Consider the following 16,638-nt stretch of genomic DNA (forward strand, 5'->3'; position numbering starts at 1 on the left):
GTTATATAATCTCGAATGATGAAAGCGCTTGAATTTAGAGGGGAGAAATATTAGATGACTAGAAAATATGACTTAGACTTATTAGAAGAAATTCAAGAAAAACAAGAAACCATCAATGTGCAGGGGGCAAAAGTCTTAGTAAAAAACATACCAGATTGTGATGAAAAAGGTGCGATGGATCCACGTCTTTATAAGGACATGAAGGTTCAAATGAATGTAATGAGGTTTATGCCTAAAAATATGATGAAAATGGATGCTTCTGAAAAATCAGTAAAGAGTATGAGGAAGCAATTTAATACGATTAAAAGTGTTCCCATTGTCACTAAAGACATTAATATTATGCATAAAACTGTGAAAGCAGAAGATGGATTTGATATTCCAATCAGAATTTATAATAGTAGTTCTAAACGAGAGAATGCACCAATTCTATACTTCATTCATGGTGGCGGATTCATGGCGGGATCACCAGATGTGGTTGAAGAACTTGTGAAATTAATTGTAGAGAAAACAGAAATACTAGCCGTTTCTGTAGATTATCGATTAGCTCCAGAAAATCCTTTTCCAACTGGGCATACAGACTGTTACACAACTTTAAAGTGGATTTATGAGAATGCTGGTACATTAGGCGGTGATAAAAATAATATTTTTGTGGCAGGTGATAGTGCAGGAGGGAACTTAACACAGTATTGTACAACTAGAGATTTGGAAGATGGTAGGAAGTACGTGAAGGGACAGTTGCTACTGTATCCTACAATTAATATGTGTGATTATGAAGATGAATTTTATTCTTGGAGTATAGATAAATATGAAATTGCTCCAAAGTATAAAAAAGGATTAGAAAAAATGCTTACTATTATGCGTTCTATGGTTGGAGGTATGTCAGAAGTACTGGGTACGAAAGAAATTGATTCTAAGTATTTAAGTCCATATGTTGATGTATCCCCAGACTATCCAAGTACATTTATTACGGTAGGAGAGCATGACTTTTTAATGATAGAATGCTTAGCTTATGCAGCTAAATTAACTAGCAAAGGAGTTGATACCGAAACAGTCCTTTATCGAGGTTTAGGGCACGCTTATGGAGATAACGTAGGCGTTTATCCTCAAAGTGAAGATTTAGCAATTGAGATGGGGAATTTTATATTAAAGCATAGTGGAAAGTAGGAGAATGATGAAAAATAGAAAAGTGATGTCAATTGCTAGCTTTGCTATTTTACTATGTATCTTTGCATTTACAGACTTACAAATATCCAATAGTTTATATGAACCAACTAATAAGATTGCTCTTTTTTTACAAGCTAAAGGAGTATTTTGAGCTTATATAATGATGAATGGTTTGAGTAGTACTAAAGTATCATTTGTTTAATTAGATAAGTAAATTAATGGTTTTAGATGGAATTTCTACTTGTGAAAAAATAGAGAGAAGCGAAAGCTTCCCTCTATGAAATTAACTATTCAATTTTAGTAAATGTAAGCGGCTGAGTACTTAGCATAGCGGGCACATGTAACTGAAGTGATGGGAATTCACCATTCACATTCATTTCATATGCAAATAATAGATTCATTTTTGCTTGGAACAAGTCAACTGGTGCGGAGAAAATGTCGTAATGATGATGCTGTAATTGAATCTCCATCTCCATAAATTGTACGTGTAATGAATCATCCCGTTTATATACTTGTAATGCTCCATAAGCAGGATGCTCAAAAGTACCAGTGTAGTCCTCTAATTTGTGAGAAGGTGCAGTCCCTTTAATTTGTTCAGGAAGGGATTCAGTTGCTTCTTTCATCATTTCCTTCATTTTTTTAGTATCTTCTACAGCACGTTTATGCCAATCGATGCCTTCTAATTCAAGTAGATCGTCATAAATTTGGTTAGCAAGATAAGTAGGGAGTAATGTGCCTCCAGCATTCGTTAAAATGACAAGGCCTACATTTTCTTTTGGCATGAATGAAACAAGTGCCGAAAATCCATCAATATTACCGCCATGATGAATCACTTTATTACCACGATAAGCGCTAATAAACCAACCAAGGCCGTAACTATTTAATGGAGATTCAGGGAGTGATAGAACTGGTTGATCTGGAATGGAATTGTGTGGTGTATACATTTGTTGTAATAATTCAGAGGAGATTAATTCATGATCTCCAAACTTTCCTTCGTTTAAGTGAAGAAGTACCCAATTTGCCATATCTTCAATTGTAGAATTAATACACCCAGCAGCGCCAACTGTATCAATGTTACGGAATGGAACTTCTTTTATTTCACCGTCATTTTCAACGTAAGGTAAAGCGTGATTATCTGTATTTTGTGAGTCTGTAACAGAGAAGTTTGTTTGATCCATATTTAAAGGCTCTAAAATATGTTCTGTAACATATTGTTCCCATGTTTGATTCGTAATGTTTTCTACAATATAACTAATTGTCGCATACATTAAGTTGTTATAAAGAAATGCTGTGCGGAACGGAGCATCAAGTGATAAATGTTTTATTTTTTCTACTATATCTTTTCGAGTTAAAGAAGAGCTGTACCAAAGAGCATCATGACGACTTACCCCAGTACGATGAGAAGCTAAGTCTCGTCCTGTAACTTGTGAGCTAGCAAGTAGTTCAGATAAAGAGAAGTTAGGTATATAACTCTGGACAGGAGTATCCCAATTAAACTTTTTTTGCTGTGCTAATAAACTTAATGAAAGTGTGCCAAAAGCTTTCGTTGAGGAACCAATTGCGAACCGAGTACTCGGTGTAACAGCCTCTTTTGTCTCTATATTACGATAGCCGAAACCTTCCGAAATAATAACTTCACCGTCTTTGATAACAGCTACAGCAGCACCAGGAACATTTAAATCCTTCATCATTTTTTCAACCGTTGTTTGTAAAGAAGTCATAACAGGAGTTTCAATTTTAGACATACTTCTAACCTCCAAATATAAATTTTATCCTACCGCACTATACTTTCGGTAATAGAAAATGAAAACCTTTATAAATGTGGAAAGTTAATAATTTTGTAAGAATTACTGAAATAATTTTTATTTATCAAGATTATTAAATTCGCTGTTTTTCATGTTATGATAAATTGCATATAAGATTGAAAGAAGGTTTTTCTACATATGAAACATGCTGAATATGAATACTTAAATTTATGCCGCCATGTAATGGAGCACGGTACGAAGAAAGAAGATCGTACAGGGACAGGAACAGTATCTGTATTTGGATATCAAATGCGTTTTGATCTGAGTAAAGGATTTCCTTTATTAACGACAAAGAGAGTACCATTTCGCCTTGTAGCAAGTGAACTGCTTTGGTTTATGAAAGGTGATACAAATATTCGTTATTTATTGCAACATAATAATAATATTTGGAATGAATGGGCGTTTAAGAGCTGGGTAGAAAGCGATGAGTATACTGGCCCTGATATGACAGATTTCGGTCTTCGCTCACAACAAGATGAGGAATTTAAGCAGCAATACGATGAGCAAATGGAATTGTTTAAAAAGAACGTTTTAGAAGACGATGAATTTTCAACGAAATTTGGATATTTAGGAGACGTATACGGAAAACAATGGCGTGCTTGGAAAACGACAGCTGGTGAAACACTTGATCAGCTAAAAGATGTAATTGAAATGATTAAGAAAACGCCAGATTCACGTCGCTTAATTGTTTCTGCTTGGAATCCTGAAGATGTACCAAGTATGGCTTTACCGCCTTGTCATACGCTATTTCAATTTTATGTAGCGGACGGAAAACTTTCTTGTCAGCTATATCAAAGAAGTGGAGATATATTCCTTGGAATTCCATTTAACATTGCAAGTTACTCATTGCTAACACATTTAATTGCACATGAATGTGGTCTTGAAGTAGGAGAATTTGTTCATACAATTGGAGATGCACACATTTATACAAATCATTTTGAACAAGTAGAAAAGCAATTGGCACGCGAACCACGTCTATTCCCGAAACTTACATTAAATCCAGATGTAAAATCTGTGTTTGATTTTGAAATGGAAGATTTAACTATTGAAGGATATGATCCGCATCCAGCAATTAAAGCACCGGTTGCAGTGTAATTGTAGAGGAGATGACAAAATGATTGTTTCATTTATGGTCGCAATGGACGAGAATAGAGTAATTGGGAAAGATAATAACTTACCTTGGCGTTTACCGAGTGAATTACAATACGTGAAGAAAACGACGATGGGCCACCCGCTTATTATGGGAAGAAAAAACTATGAAGCGATTGGTAGACCGCTTCCAGGAAGACGTAATATTATCGTAACACGTAACGGTGATTACCATGTAGAAGGTTGTGAAGTTGCTCATACCGTAGAAGAAGTGTTTGAACTATGCAAAAATGAAGAGGAGATTTTTATTTTTGGCGGAGCGCAAATTTATGATCTCTTTTTACCTTACGTAGACAAGTTATATATAACAAAAATCCACCATGCATTTGAAGGTGATACATTCTTCCCAGAAATGGATATGACAAATTGGAAAGAAGTTTTTGTTGAAAAAGGTTTAACAGATGAAAAAAATCCGTATACGTACTACTGCCATGTATATGAGAAGCAACAATAATAATAAAGATTGATGTGAAAATCCACATCAATCTTTTTATTTGTATCCATCAATATAAGTTTATAGATGATATTCGATAGTGCTATAATGAAATATAGCATGTAAAATATGCTAAAATTTTCAAAAGTATTCATGTAGAAAGAGGAGGAGAATCGATTGAGAAAGATATGGGGGATTCTATTTCTTTGCTTAACATTCATGTTAGTCGGATGCGGCAAAGAAGAAAAACCACAAGAAGCGTTTGATACATATGTAAAAGCATGGAATAAACAAAAATTTGCAGATATGTATGATCAATTATCAGAAAATGCAAAAAAAGACATTTCACAGAAAGAGTTTACTGAGAAATATGAAAAGATTTATTCTGGTATTGAAGTGAAAGACTTAAAGGTAGAAACAGGGGAAGTAAAAGAAGATAAAAAAGATGAAGGCCCTGTTCCTTTTAAAGTAAGCATGGATACAGTTGGTGGTAAAATCACTTTTGGCCATGAAGCAAAAATGGTGAAAGAAAAAGATGGGGATAAAGAGTCTTGGAAAATAGATTGGACTCCTGATTTCATTTTCCCTGGCATGACAAAAGATAGTAAAGTGCGTATGCAGACAACACAACCAAAACGTGGTGAAGTTTACGATCGTAATGGAAAAGGTCTTGCGACGAATGGTAAAGCTTCTGAAATCGGAATGATTCCTGAAAAGTTAGGGGATGCTGCTCCGCAAACGAAGGAAACGGTAGCGAAGTTGTTAAATATGTCTGTAGAAGAAATTGATCAAAAACTAGCTGCTAAATGGGTAAAACCAGGGTATCTCGTACCAATTGGAATTTTGCCTGAGGGAGCAACGCAAAATACCTACATTGATTTACCAGGTGTAGCAACAAAACCTGTAAATGTTCGTACATATCCGTTAGGGGAAGCAGCAGCTCATCTAACTGGTTATATCGGAAAGGTGAATGCTGAAGATTTAAAAACGCTACAAAAGAAAGGCTATCAAGCCGATGAGCCAGTTGGTAAAGCTGGTTTAGAGCAAGTATTGGAAGAACAGCTACGCGGGAAAAAAGGTGGCCGTGTCTTCATGGAAGATGCGCAAGGAAAAGAAATTAAAAATTTAGTGAAAACAGATGCTGTTGATGGAGAAAATGTAACTTTAACTATTGATAGTGCTACTCAAGAAAAAATTTATAATGAAATGAAAGGAGAGGCTGGATCAAGTGCTGCAATTAACCCGAAAAGCGGGGAAACGATTGCACTTGTAAGTAGTCCAGCATACGATCCTAATCTTATTGCGAGAGGGACATCAAAAGCTCAACGTGAAGCTTGGAATAATGACCCGAAAAAACCAATGACGAATCGATTTACACAATTATCGGTTCCAGGTTCTGTATTTAAGCCGATTACAGGTGCAATCGGTCTTGAAACGAAAACAATTGATCCAAAAGAAGAGTTGAAAATTGAAGGATTGAAATGGACAAAAGATTCTTCTTGGGGTAATTATTATGTAACACGTGTGAAAGATGCGAATCCGATTGATTTTGATAAGGCGATGAAATACTCGGATAATATTTATTTCGCGCAAGAAGCTATGAAAATCGGAAAAGACAAATTTATGAGTGAAGCAAAAAAATTCGGATTCGATGAGAAATTACCAATTGAATATGGATTCCCAGCTTCTAAAATCGCAAATGATGGTATTAAAAATGATATTCAAATGGCAGACACAGGTTATGGACAAGGACAAGTGTTAATGACTCCTCTTCATTTAGCTTTAACGTATGCGCCAATTGTAAATGATGGAACGATTCCCACGCCGTATATCATTAAAACAGATAAACAACCAAAAGCTTGGAAGGAAAATGTGATTTCTAAAGGAAATCAAGATATATTGAAAACGGCTTTAACAAAAGTAATTAATGATCCAGATGGTACAGGGAAAATTGCTAAAATTGATGGAATGACTCTTGCTGGAAAAACAGGTACAGCGGAATTAAAAGTATCTAAAGAGGCCGAAGGAAAAGAACTAGGCTGGTTCGCTGCATTTGATTTAAATTCACCAGATATGGTCATTACAATGATGATTGAAGATGTAAAAGGTAGAGGCGGAAGTAACATTCCAGCTGAAAAAGTGAAACATGTTTTTCAAAAGTAATAATTGATGAAAACTATCTCCATGAAATATGGAGGTAGTTTTTTTATTTTGGTTAAAATCTTAATATTTATATACAAAAACAAGAAGAAGCAATATAAATTATTAACTTACGAAAAAAAAGTAGCTATTTTTTATTGACATTAGTTGAAAGTTTTTATATCATACTTACATAAGGTAAGTTATTTACTTTAAAATTATAAATCTCAAATTAAAGATAAAATTAAAGGGAGAGAATACAATGACAAAAGTACTATTTATTACAGCAAACCCAAATTCAGCAGAAGGTTCTTTCGGAATGGCAGTAGGAGAAGCTTTCATCGAAGCTTATAAACACGAGCATCCACAAGACGAAGTTGTAACAGTTGATTTATTCAATACTACTGTACCAGCAATTGATGCAGATGTATTTGGTGCTTGGGGTAAATTTGCAGCAGGTGAAGGCTTTGAAACTTTAACAGAAGTTCAACAACAAAAAGTTGCAGCAATGAACACAAACTTAGAAACATTTATGCATGCAGATCGTTATGTATTCGTAACTCCAATGTGGAACTTCAGCTACCCAGCAGTAGTGAAAGCATACTTAGATAACTTATCAATCGCAGGTAAAACATTCAAATATACTGAAAATGGTCCAGTGGGCTTACTAGAAGGCAAAAAAGCACTTCATATTCAAGCTACAGGCGGCGTTTACTCTGAAGGAGCATACGCATCTATGGACTTCGGTCGCAATCACTTAAATGCAGTATTAGGATTCATGGGTGTATCAGACACTGAATATATTGCAGTTGAAGGAATGAATGCAAATCCTGAAAAAGCACAAGACATTAAAGAAGCAGCAATTGTAAATGCACGCGAATTAGCAAAACGTTTCTAATATAGAAAACTTCAAAATGTCCAAACACTTGTTGTTTGGACATTTTTTCTTCTTTTTCCTTCGTTTGTCTAGTATAATGAAGGTCGGAATGATAATAGGTGGGGGTTCTGTATGATTCAAACGTTTTTTAAAATCTTTTATTTAATTTTAATCGTAATTGCGATTACACCAAGGTTGTGGCGTATAAAAAGAAAAGTAAATACGATGTCACCGCAAGAAAAAGATAGTGTTGTGTATAAAACCACAAACTGGTTTGGTAAGAAAATGGTGGGTGTAACTGGATCGACTGTAGAAGTAAAGGGACTTGAAAATGTTCCGAAAGACAAGCCGGTACTAGTTGTAAGTAATCATCAAAGTAATATGGATATTCCTGTTTTACTAGGTTACTTAAATAAGCCAATTGGATTCGTTTCAAAAGCGGAAATTAAAAAGTTTCCGGTTGTACCAACGTGGATGGAACTAATGAATTGTGTGTTCATGGACCGCAGTGATCGCCGTCAATCTCTTAAGGCAATTAAAGATGGAATTGAACTGTTAAAGAACGGACATTCTATCGTAATTTTTCCAGAGGGAACGAGAAGTAAGGGTGGCGAAATCGGTGAGTTTAAAGCAGGGAGTTTTCACCTTGCAGTAAAATCTGGCGTATCTATATTACCAGTAACTTTAGATGGTACATATAGGATGTTTGAGGCTAATGGAAATCGTATGAAACCAGCTCATGCAACATTAACAATTTCTAAGCCAATTACACCTGAAGAATATGCAAGTATGGATGCTAAAGAGTTAACCCAGCATACAAAAGATATTATTGCATCTCAATTACATAAGTAATAAAAAAGTTTCAGCTTAAACAAGCTGAAACTTTTTTTATGCTGCGGGTAAGACATAAAACAGTACGCAGAAAAACATCATTGTACTACCGCCTAGTACGAAGAGATGCCAAATGGCATGATTGAACGGAAGCTTTTCCCAAAGGAAGAATATAGCTCCGACAGAATACAAAATGCCGCCTATTAATAGTAGTGAGAAGCCGTGACCGGTTAAATTTTCATAAAGGGGTTTAATGGCAACGATGATGAGCCAACCCATAATGATATAACATAATGTTGATGTTTTAATAAAGCGACGAACAAAGAAGATTTTGAAAATAATTCCACCAATCGCAAGGGTCCAAATAATTGCGAGTAAAGTCCAACCGAGCGGGCCACGCAGTGTAATGAGTAGAAATGGTGTATACGTGCCGGCAATTAATAAATATATGGCGGAGTGATCTAAAATGGTAAATAACTTTTCTACTTTTGGATGATGGATACTATGTAGCAGTGTAGAAAATAAGTATAGCAAGAACATGCTTACGCCATAAACGGTAAAGCCAACAACAGCAGATGCTGTACCATGTTTGGAAGCATGAATAATTAATATGATTAAGGCAGGGATGCTTAAAATGGCACCGATACCATGGGTAATTGCATTCGCAATTTCTTCTTTTACAAATTGGGTCATTCTTGTAATTTTTTGCGTCATAATGTTAATCCCTTTCACTGTATTGAGATAAGTTATATTTTCCTTAACCATATCATATACAAAAGGAATAGAAAATGATATTTGTATAATTGATTTTATTTTTGAATTTTTTTGACAAAAGACAACGGATACATTGACGTTTACGGAATTTTTTGACAAAATGAACTTATGGAATAGTAGGACAAGGAATCTACTTATGAAGGGGATGGGGAAATGTTTTCAAATATTGGCTTTCCAGGGTTAATTTTAATTTTAGTAGCAGTGTTAATTTTATTCGGCCCAAAAAAGTTACCGGAAATTGGGAAAGCTTTAGGGGAAACGTTAAAAGAATTTAAAAAATCAACAAAAGAATTGACTGATGAGGCATTTCAAGAGAAGGAAAAAAATAAATAAAAGAATATGATGAAGTTTTTCTCGGAATGGATAAATAAAGTGTGGTGAACGAGATGGAAGATCGGGAAATGAGCGTAGTAGAACATATTGTTGAGCTTCGCAAACGAGTAATATATACAGTATTATCCTTTGTATTATTTTTAATTATTGGATTTACTTTTACGAAGGATATTTATTTTTGGCTTGTAAAAGATTTACCAATGAAATTAACTGTTCTCGGTCCAAGTGATGTGTTGTGGATTTTTTTCTTGATTGCTACAGTATTTGCTATCGTTTGTACAATTCCTTTTGCTGCGATACAAATTTGGTTATTTGTAAAACCAGGTTTACATCCCAATGAACAAAAAATGACATTAATGTATATACCGGTATTGTCTATATTATTTATAGCAGGCCTATCTTTCGGTTATTTTATCGTCATGCCATTTTTATTTCATTTCCTAACTACAATTGGTAATGAGATGTTTAATACAATGTTTACAACGGAAAAATATTTTCATTTCGTATTAAATTTAACAGTTCCGTTTGCTGTTATATTTGAATTACCTGTAGTTGTTATGTTTTTAACGAGTATAGGTCTTCTAACGGCAGAATTTCTTCAAAAAATAAGAAGATATGCTTATGTCGTGTTGATTATAATTGCATCGTGTATATCGCCGCCAGATTTTTTATCACATAGTTTAGTAGCGGTACCGCTTATTTGCATTTATGAAATTAGTATCGCTTTATCAAAGATAGTTAGTAAACGAAAACAGAAAAGAGAAGAAGAAACACAGTCGAAAAGTGCCTCGTCATAAAGGCACTTTTTAATTTATTTGTTATACTCTAGCTATAATTGTATACAATATATAGAAGGAAAAAATTATAGAATCTCCAAAATTTAGACAAACTTTTCATTTTTATAAGGTTATACTGAAGTTATCAAGCTATATATGGGTAATAAGACTCCCGTCTCAAAGTATATATAGGACAGGGTTCGAATTAGGTGGATATAAATGAAGTATTAACTTCTAAACGGGGGCGGCTTAAGGATATTTTAGTATTCATAGGAAACCTACACTAAAAAACGTGTTAAAGAATAAAGTGGAGGAAGTTCAAAAATCCAACGAAAAAGAGGATTGATATTGTGATTACGAAAAGTTTTTATTTCACTCATGCAACAGGGAATTGTATTAAAATATTTGAAATCCCTGTCCTACAAACACAGCATCCATTAGCGTTTCTAATTCAGTCTCGTCTTCAATTGTTTATTGCAAAGATTCAAAAACATAAAAACCCAAGAGTCTCGTACTCTTTCCGTGAATATTTACAAAGTTGTTTGAAGTGGAATGATTATTCAAATGTATATAAAACAAATACTCTTGAAAAGAATGCATAATATACAGCAGGGACAGAGTTAGGTAGGCTCTGTCTTTTTCATTTTAGGTATAAAAATATAATTAATTTGGTGAAATTTATTCGAAATTGTTGAAAGCATCAGGAATGCTAGTATAATAACAGGGAGAGCGTATTGGAAAGGGAAGAATATGATATGCAAAAAATTAAAATTGTAACAGATTCAACGGCAGATTTAACTCAAGAAGTGATTGAGAAGTATGATATTCATGTTTTACCATTATCTATTTCTGTAAATGGACAAACATACTTAGATCGCGTTGATTTACAACCAGATGAATTTATTGAAGAAATGGCGAAATCAGAAGAATTACCAAAAACATCACAACCAGCTATGGGTACATTTGTAGAAATGTATGAAAAGTTAGGGGAAGATGGAAGTGAAGTGCTTTCCATTCATATGACAGGTGGAATGAGTGGCACAGTTGCAACAGCAAATAGTGCTGCATCAATGACAGATACGAAAGTAACAGTTGTTGACTCTCAATTCATTAGCCATGCATTAGCATATCAAGTAATTGAGGCTGCTAAAATGGCAAGAGAAGGAAGCTCATTAGAAGCTATTTTAAAACGTATTGATGAAGTGAGAAAAAATACTCGTTTATACGTAATCGTAGATACATTAGAAAACTTAGTAAAAGGTGGGCGCATTGGTAAAGGTAAAGCACTTATTGGTTCTTTACTTAATATTAAACCAATCGCAAGTTTAGAAGGCGGCGTATATAATCCGGTAACGAAAGTACGTAGCCAAGGGCAAATTGTAAAAACATTGGCTAAAATATTCGATGAGGATACTGCTGGAAAAGTGGTGAAAGCTGTTGCGATTCCACATGCTAAAGCAATTCCTTTAGCAGAAAGTGTAAAAGCTGCTGTTGAAAAAGTGAATGGATTCACTCAATCAGAGATTTTCTATACAACACCAGTTATCAGTACTCATACAGGACCAGGAGCAATTGGTTTTATGTATTTAGCAGAGTAATAAAGAAGCTACTTGAAATGAATTTTCAAGTAGCTTTTTTATGTGTATATGAAGTAAGAAATGAGAAGGGCAATACAGGCGCTTCCGCTAATGATATAGCGAGTCTGTAAATAATCTTTCATGGAAAACACCCTTTTCGATTTTTTAAAGTATATGATAAATTACTCGGAAAAATTAGTTCTATTATACATGAGAAGTTTCTGTGATTTTTACTGGTTCTTTATCTGGGACAATAGGGCTATAAGTGAAAGTTTGACCTAAAAAGAGAACATGTAGTTGTTCCCACGGTAGCATTCGTAAATTCCAGTTATTTCGTAGTCGTGTTACTGCTTCCCTTGGTGCTTCATCTGCTAAAGCAAAAGTACCGTAGTGCATGGGAATGAAATGTGTAGCTTTTATATCTAGATAAGCTTGCACAGCTTCTTCTGGTGAAACGTGAGACACTTTCATAAACCATTCTGGTTCATAGGCACCAATTGGCATAAGTGCAATATCGATTGAAAAACGTTTGCCAATCTCTTTAAATCCTTGGAAATAACCACTATCACCACAAAAATAAATGGTTTCTGAAGAAGTCATATTATCAATGATCCATCCTCCCCAGTGAGAGGTGTTCATATCAAATAATGTTCTTCTCGTCCAGTGCTGGGCAGGTACGAAGTGAAAAGAGACTTCATCAATTATTGTACTTTCCCACCAGTTGTATTCTTCTACATTGGTGAATTTTTTACGAGTAAACAATTTTTTTAGCCCAATAGGAACAAGGTATAAGGCATCATCATTTAGTTGACGAAGAGATGAAAAGTCTAAATGATCATAATGACCGTGTGAAATAAGAACAATATCGATTTTAGGTAGTTCTTTTATAGTGAGCCCGGGCTCAGTAAGTCGTGGAACTAACTTTAATTTATTAGCCCATACTGGATCTGTTAAAATATTTAAGCCGTTCGTTTGAATGAGAAAAGTTGAATGACCAATCCATGTGACAGTCGTTTTTTTAAAGTTATTTAGCAGAAATTTACTTTGTTTAACAGGTGATTGTTCTACTAGAAAAGAAAAGTCTTTTTTGTTTTGCTTTCTCTCTTTACGCCAGCGTAAGAAGGAGCGAATTGATTTTTTTGTACTTACATTATCCATATTTTCATAGCGCTTTGCCATGAACATCACCTCATTTAAAATCGTTGTAGTTGTATTGTACCGAAATGTTGTTAAGGAATACAGTGTTTAACATGGATTAATGTTTAAGTAATTGTAAAAAAATAGGGGGAGGTATTTACAAATTTAACAATGAACTTCGTTTCGCAAATAATGTTTAGAAAAATAATAGTAGTAAAATATATTTTGTCTAGTACTTAGCTTAAAATAAAGAAGTAACATACGTAAATTCGTACGATTTCGTGAACAAATGAAGTAAACAATTTTCTCATAGTATTTACTTTTGTTATGATGTACATAACTTACATAAATTAAGGAAAGAGAAAAGAGGTTTAATAATGAAGCATTATCAAAAGTTAATTGGTCTTATGGTTATATTTTGTCTCTTTGTACTTGCAGGTTGTAGCAGTTCCGGGTCAAAATTACGTAAACCGTTAAACTGGGATTTAGAAACTTTCCAATTTACAAATCAAGAAGGAAAGCCGTTTGGTACAAAAGATTTAAAAGGGAAAGTTTGGGTAGCTGATTTCATGTTTACAAACTGTCAAACGGTTTGTCCGCCAATGACTGCTAATATGGCAAAATTACAGAAGATGGCAAAGGAAGAGAAGTTAGACGTTGAGTTTGTATCGTTTAGTGTAGATCCAGACCTTGATAAGCCAGAAAATCTGAAAGCTTTCATTCAAAAGTTTACAGAAGATACTAGTAATTGGAATTTATTGACGGGTTATTCGTTAGAAGATATTACAAAGTTTTCAAAAGAAAATTTCCAATCGCTTGTAGATAAACCTGAGAATGGTCAAGTTATTCATGGAACATCATTTTTCTTAATTGATCAAAATGGGAAAGTAATGAAAAAATATAGTGGCATTAGTAATACGCCATACGAAGATATAATACGTGATATGAAGCGGTTAGTGGATTAAAGAAGAAGGGTGCATGGCACCCTTCTTTTTTTCATTAGTCTATAGATAAAATGTCATGTTGCTGCGGAAGTTTCGGTGCACGAATTTCTAACACACCATTTTGATAGGAAGCTTTCGCTGCTTTTTTATTAATGGAATATGGTAACTTAATCATTCTTGCTGCTTCTGAAATGGAACGTTCTCGGCGATAATAGTTATGAGATGTTTGTTCTTCTGTCTCTTCAAGGATATCTTCTTTTACAGAGACTTTTAAGTATTCGGTTTGTATTTCAATTTGAATTTGTTCTTTTTGTATACCCGGTAGTTCAGCTGTAACAACGAGTTCTTCACCAACTTCATATAAATCTACAGGAAATGTTAATAAACGATTTCCTTTTTGGAAAAAATGATTCAAATCAGCGATTACATTGCGAAGTGGTGTTTGCTCAAAAAAATCATCAATTTGCTTTAAATAATTGCGAACCGGTGGGCGAGAAGTATCTTTTTTTTCTTCACTCATGGTATTCCCTCCTAGAAATCAATTTGCAATATCATATGACAAAAGCGGAGAAAGGTGATTGCCTAATTTTCATGTTTTCATAAAAAATTGTTAAAAATGTGAAATGGAGTGATTTTTTTATAGTTTTTGGTCGCCATATTCAGCTGATTATGCTAGTATAAATAGGGTTGATATATAGTATAGAAACAGAATGAAAACCGAAAGAGGGTAAGAAGTATGTGTGGTTTTGTAGGATGTTTATGTGAAAACCCTAGAGGATTTTCAGAAACAGAAAAACATCAATTTGAAAATATGAACACGATGATTTTCCACCGCGGTCCAGATGACGAAGGATATTTTCGTGATGAACATGTACAATTTGGCTTCCGCCGTTTAAGTATCATTGACTTAGAGGCAGGACATCAGCCGCTAACTTATGAAAATGATCGATATGTAATTATTTTTAATGGTGAAATTTACAATTATGTAGAACTACGTGAAATGTTACTTGAAAAAGGTGCAACTTTTGCTACACAATCTGATACAGAAGTTATTATTGCATTGTATGCACATATGAAAGAAAAATGTGTAGACTACCTTCGTGGTATGTTCGCATTTATGATTTGGGATCGTGAAGAAAAGAAACTTTTCGGTGCACGTGACCACTTCGGTATTAAACCTTTATACATCGCACAACAAGGTGATACTACATTCTTCGCATCTGAGAAGAAAAGTATTATGCATGTAATGGAAGACAAAGGGGTAAACCCAAAGTCACTACAACACTACTTTACGTACCAATATGGTCCAGAGCCAGAAACATTAACAATTGATGTTAACAAAATTGAGCCTGGTCATTACTTCGTAAAAGAAATCGGTAAAGAGATGGAAATCCATCGCTATTGGAATCCTTATTTCAACGCTTCAAGCGCAACGAAAGAGGAGCATATCCAAGCAATTCGTGATGTATTATACGATTCTGTAAAAGTACATATGCGTAGTGATGTACCAGTAGGTTCTTTCTTATCTGGTGGTATCGATTCATCTATTATTGCTTCTATCGCAAGAGAAATGAATCCAAATCTATTAACATTCTCTATTGGTTTCGAACAACGCGGTTTCAGTGAAGTTGATGTTGCGAAAGAAACTGCTGAGAAATTAGGAGTTAAAAACCATAACGTATTCATTACAGCGCAAGAATTTATGGATGAGTTCCCAAAAATCATTTGGCATATGGATGATCCTTTAGCGGATCCAGCAGCTGTACCATTGTATTTCGTTGCGAAAGAAGCGCGTAAACATGTAACGGTTGTTCTTTCTGGTGAAGGTGCAGACGAGCTATTTGGTGGATATAACATTTATCGTGAGCCAAACTCTTTAAAAATGTTCTCTTACATTCCTAGCCCAGGCAAGAGTGTTCTAAAGGCATTAAGTGGCGCTCTTAAAGAAGGGTTTAAAGGAAAAAGCTTCTTAGAGCGTGGATGTACGCCAATCGAAGAGCGTTACTATGGAAATGCGAAAATCTTCCGTGAAGAAGAGAAAGCTGAATTAATGAAGTATTACGATGAAAGTGTTAACTATATGGATATCACGAAACCATTGTATAACGAAATTAAAGATTATGATGATGTAAGTAAAATGCAGTACATTGATATGTTCACATGGTTACGCGGCGATATTTTATTAAAAGCTGATAAAATGACGATGGCAAATTCATTAGAACTTCGTGTACCGTTCTTAGATAAAGAAGTATTTGACGTTGCATCTAAAATTCCGACAGAATTTAAAATTGCAAATGGAACAACGAAAGCTATATTACGTGAAGCAGCTCGTGGAATTGTTCCGGACCACGTGTTAGATCGTAAAAAGCTTGGATTCCCAGTACCAATTCGTCACTGGTTAAAAGATGAAATGCACGATTGGGCTGTAAATATTATTAAAGAAAGCAAAACTGAGCATTTAATCGAAAAACAGTATGTATTAAACTTACTGGAAGCACATTGTGCAGATAAAGGCGATTATAGCCGTAAAATTTGGACTGTACTTGCGTTTATGGTATGGCATCAAATTTATGTTGAGCATAAATACGATACGAATAAGTTCCACGAAGAAACAAAGCGTGCGTATAGCTTAGTTTAATAAAAAACCTTAAGGTCGCATTCGATCTTAAGGTTTTTTTCATAAATTGCATTTATTATTG

Annotated in this window: 16 protein-coding genes and 1 pseudogene; 13 read left to right on the forward strand and 4 right to left on the reverse strand. The window is 34.5% G+C overall.

The window, feature by feature from the left end; all coding sequences use genetic code 11:
• The first annotated feature begins 54 nt into the window (after positions 1-54).
• Positions 55-1,164, forward strand: a complete 1,110-nt coding sequence (locus ACFVQC_RS15430; protein WP_377898627.1) for an alpha/beta hydrolase — start codon at positions 55-57, stop codon at positions 1,162-1,164.
• A 7-nt stretch (positions 1,165-1,171) separates the two neighbouring features.
• A pseudogene (locus ACFVQC_RS30230) lies at positions 1,172-1,306 on the forward strand (phosphatase PAP2 family protein); the annotation flags it as partial.
• Positions 1,307-1,451: 145 nt separating this feature from the next.
• Here ACFVQC_RS30230 and ACFVQC_RS15435 read toward each other — a convergent pair.
• Entirely contained in the window at positions 1,452-2,909 is a 1,458-nt protein-coding gene (locus tag ACFVQC_RS15435) for a serine hydrolase (protein ID WP_377898628.1), read from the reverse strand.
• Positions 2,910-3,107: 198 nt separating this feature from the next.
• Between ACFVQC_RS15435 and ACFVQC_RS15440 the strand changes: the two genes are divergently transcribed.
• The 5 genes from ACFVQC_RS15440 to ACFVQC_RS15460 all read left to right on the forward strand — a co-directional run bounded on the left by ACFVQC_RS15440 (position 3,108) and on the right by ACFVQC_RS15460 (position 8,419).
• Positions 3,108-4,064 carry a thymidylate synthase gene (locus ACFVQC_RS15440; protein ID WP_002148258.1) on the forward strand — a complete coding sequence of 319 codons (957 nt, stop codon included), beginning with the start codon at positions 3,108-3,110 and terminating at the stop codon, positions 4,062-4,064.
• 19 nt (positions 4,065-4,083) lie between these two features.
• Positions 4,084-4,572, forward strand: coding sequence for a dihydrofolate reductase (locus tag ACFVQC_RS15445; RefSeq protein WP_377898629.1), 489 nt, complete (start codon positions 4,084-4,086; stop codon positions 4,570-4,572).
• Between the two features lie 156 nt (positions 4,573-4,728).
• Positions 4,729-6,714: a penicillin-binding protein 3 gene (gene pbpC, locus ACFVQC_RS15450; protein ID WP_377894952.1), complete on the forward strand. Its 1,986-nt coding sequence runs from the start codon at positions 4,729-4,731 to the stop codon at positions 6,712-6,714.
• A 238-nt stretch (positions 6,715-6,952) separates the two neighbouring features.
• Complete coding sequence (locus ACFVQC_RS15455) at positions 6,953-7,588, forward strand: FMN-dependent NADH-azoreductase (RefSeq protein WP_377894954.1); 636 nt, start codon at positions 6,953-6,955, stop codon at positions 7,586-7,588.
• A gap of 111 nt (positions 7,589-7,699) precedes the next feature.
• On the forward strand, positions 7,700-8,419 hold the full coding sequence (locus ACFVQC_RS15460) for a lysophospholipid acyltransferase family protein (protein WP_377894955.1): 720 nt from the start codon (positions 7,700-7,702) through the stop codon (positions 8,417-8,419).
• A gap of 36 nt (positions 8,420-8,455) precedes the next feature.
• On the opposite strand, the gene trhA is transcribed toward ACFVQC_RS15460, so the two are convergent.
• Positions 8,456-9,112: a PAQR family membrane homeostasis protein TrhA gene (trhA, locus tag ACFVQC_RS15465; RefSeq protein WP_002118985.1), complete on the reverse strand. Its 657-nt coding sequence runs from the start codon at positions 9,110-9,112 to the stop codon at positions 8,456-8,458.
• 213 nt (positions 9,113-9,325) lie between these two features.
• Between trhA and ACFVQC_RS15470 the strand changes: the two genes are divergently transcribed.
• The 4 genes from ACFVQC_RS15470 (at position 9,326) to ACFVQC_RS15485 (ending at position 11,879) form a co-directional block, all read left to right on the forward strand.
• Positions 9,326-9,505 (forward strand): twin-arginine translocase TatA/TatE family subunit, encoded by a 180-nt coding sequence (locus tag ACFVQC_RS15470; RefSeq protein WP_002012719.1) that lies wholly within the window; start codon positions 9,326-9,328, stop codon positions 9,503-9,505.
• A 53-nt stretch (positions 9,506-9,558) separates the two neighbouring features.
• Positions 9,559-10,302: a twin-arginine translocase subunit TatC gene (gene tatC, locus ACFVQC_RS15475; protein WP_377898630.1), complete on the forward strand. Its 744-nt coding sequence runs from the start codon at positions 9,559-9,561 to the stop codon at positions 10,300-10,302.
• Between the two features lie 329 nt (positions 10,303-10,631).
• Positions 10,632-10,883, forward strand: coding sequence for a DUF2535 family protein (locus tag ACFVQC_RS15480; RefSeq protein WP_002158010.1), 252 nt, complete (start codon positions 10,632-10,634; stop codon positions 10,881-10,883).
• A 153-nt stretch (positions 10,884-11,036) separates the two neighbouring features.
• The gene (locus ACFVQC_RS15485) at positions 11,037-11,879 is read left to right on the forward strand and encodes a DegV family protein (RefSeq protein WP_377894958.1); all 843 of its coding nucleotides are present in this window, start codon (positions 11,037-11,039) and stop codon (positions 11,877-11,879) included.
• A gap of 183 nt (positions 11,880-12,062) precedes the next feature.
• On the opposite strand, the gene ACFVQC_RS15490 is transcribed toward ACFVQC_RS15485, so the two are convergent.
• Positions 12,063-13,037 carry an MBL fold metallo-hydrolase gene (locus ACFVQC_RS15490; RefSeq protein WP_377898631.1) on the reverse strand — a complete coding sequence of 325 codons (975 nt, stop codon included), beginning with the start codon at positions 13,035-13,037 and terminating at the stop codon, positions 12,063-12,065.
• Between the two features lie 335 nt (positions 13,038-13,372).
• Here ACFVQC_RS15490 and ACFVQC_RS15495 point away from each other — a divergent pair, with 335 nt between their 5' ends.
• The gene (locus ACFVQC_RS15495) at positions 13,373-13,960 is read left to right on the forward strand and encodes an SCO family protein (protein ID WP_377894961.1); all 588 of its coding nucleotides are present in this window, start codon (positions 13,373-13,375) and stop codon (positions 13,958-13,960) included.
• 34 nt (positions 13,961-13,994) lie between these two features.
• On the opposite strand, the gene ACFVQC_RS15500 is transcribed toward ACFVQC_RS15495, so the two are convergent.
• Positions 13,995-14,459: an Hsp20/alpha crystallin family protein gene (locus tag ACFVQC_RS15500; RefSeq protein WP_377894963.1), complete on the reverse strand. Its 465-nt coding sequence runs from the start codon at positions 14,457-14,459 to the stop codon at positions 13,995-13,997.
• Positions 14,460-14,675: 216 nt separating this feature from the next.
• On the opposite strand from ACFVQC_RS15500, the gene asnB reads away from it, so the two are divergent.
• Positions 14,676-16,577: an asparagine synthase (glutamine-hydrolyzing) gene (asnB, locus tag ACFVQC_RS15505; RefSeq protein WP_002148240.1), complete on the forward strand. Its 1,902-nt coding sequence runs from the start codon at positions 14,676-14,678 to the stop codon at positions 16,575-16,577.
• Positions 16,578-16,638 lie beyond the last annotated feature (61 nt).

Source organism: Bacillus sp. NPDC057893 (assembly GCF_042796455.1).
In the GTDB taxonomy this organism is placed as follows: domain Bacteria; phylum Bacillota; class Bacilli; order Bacillales; family Bacillaceae_G; genus Bacillus_A.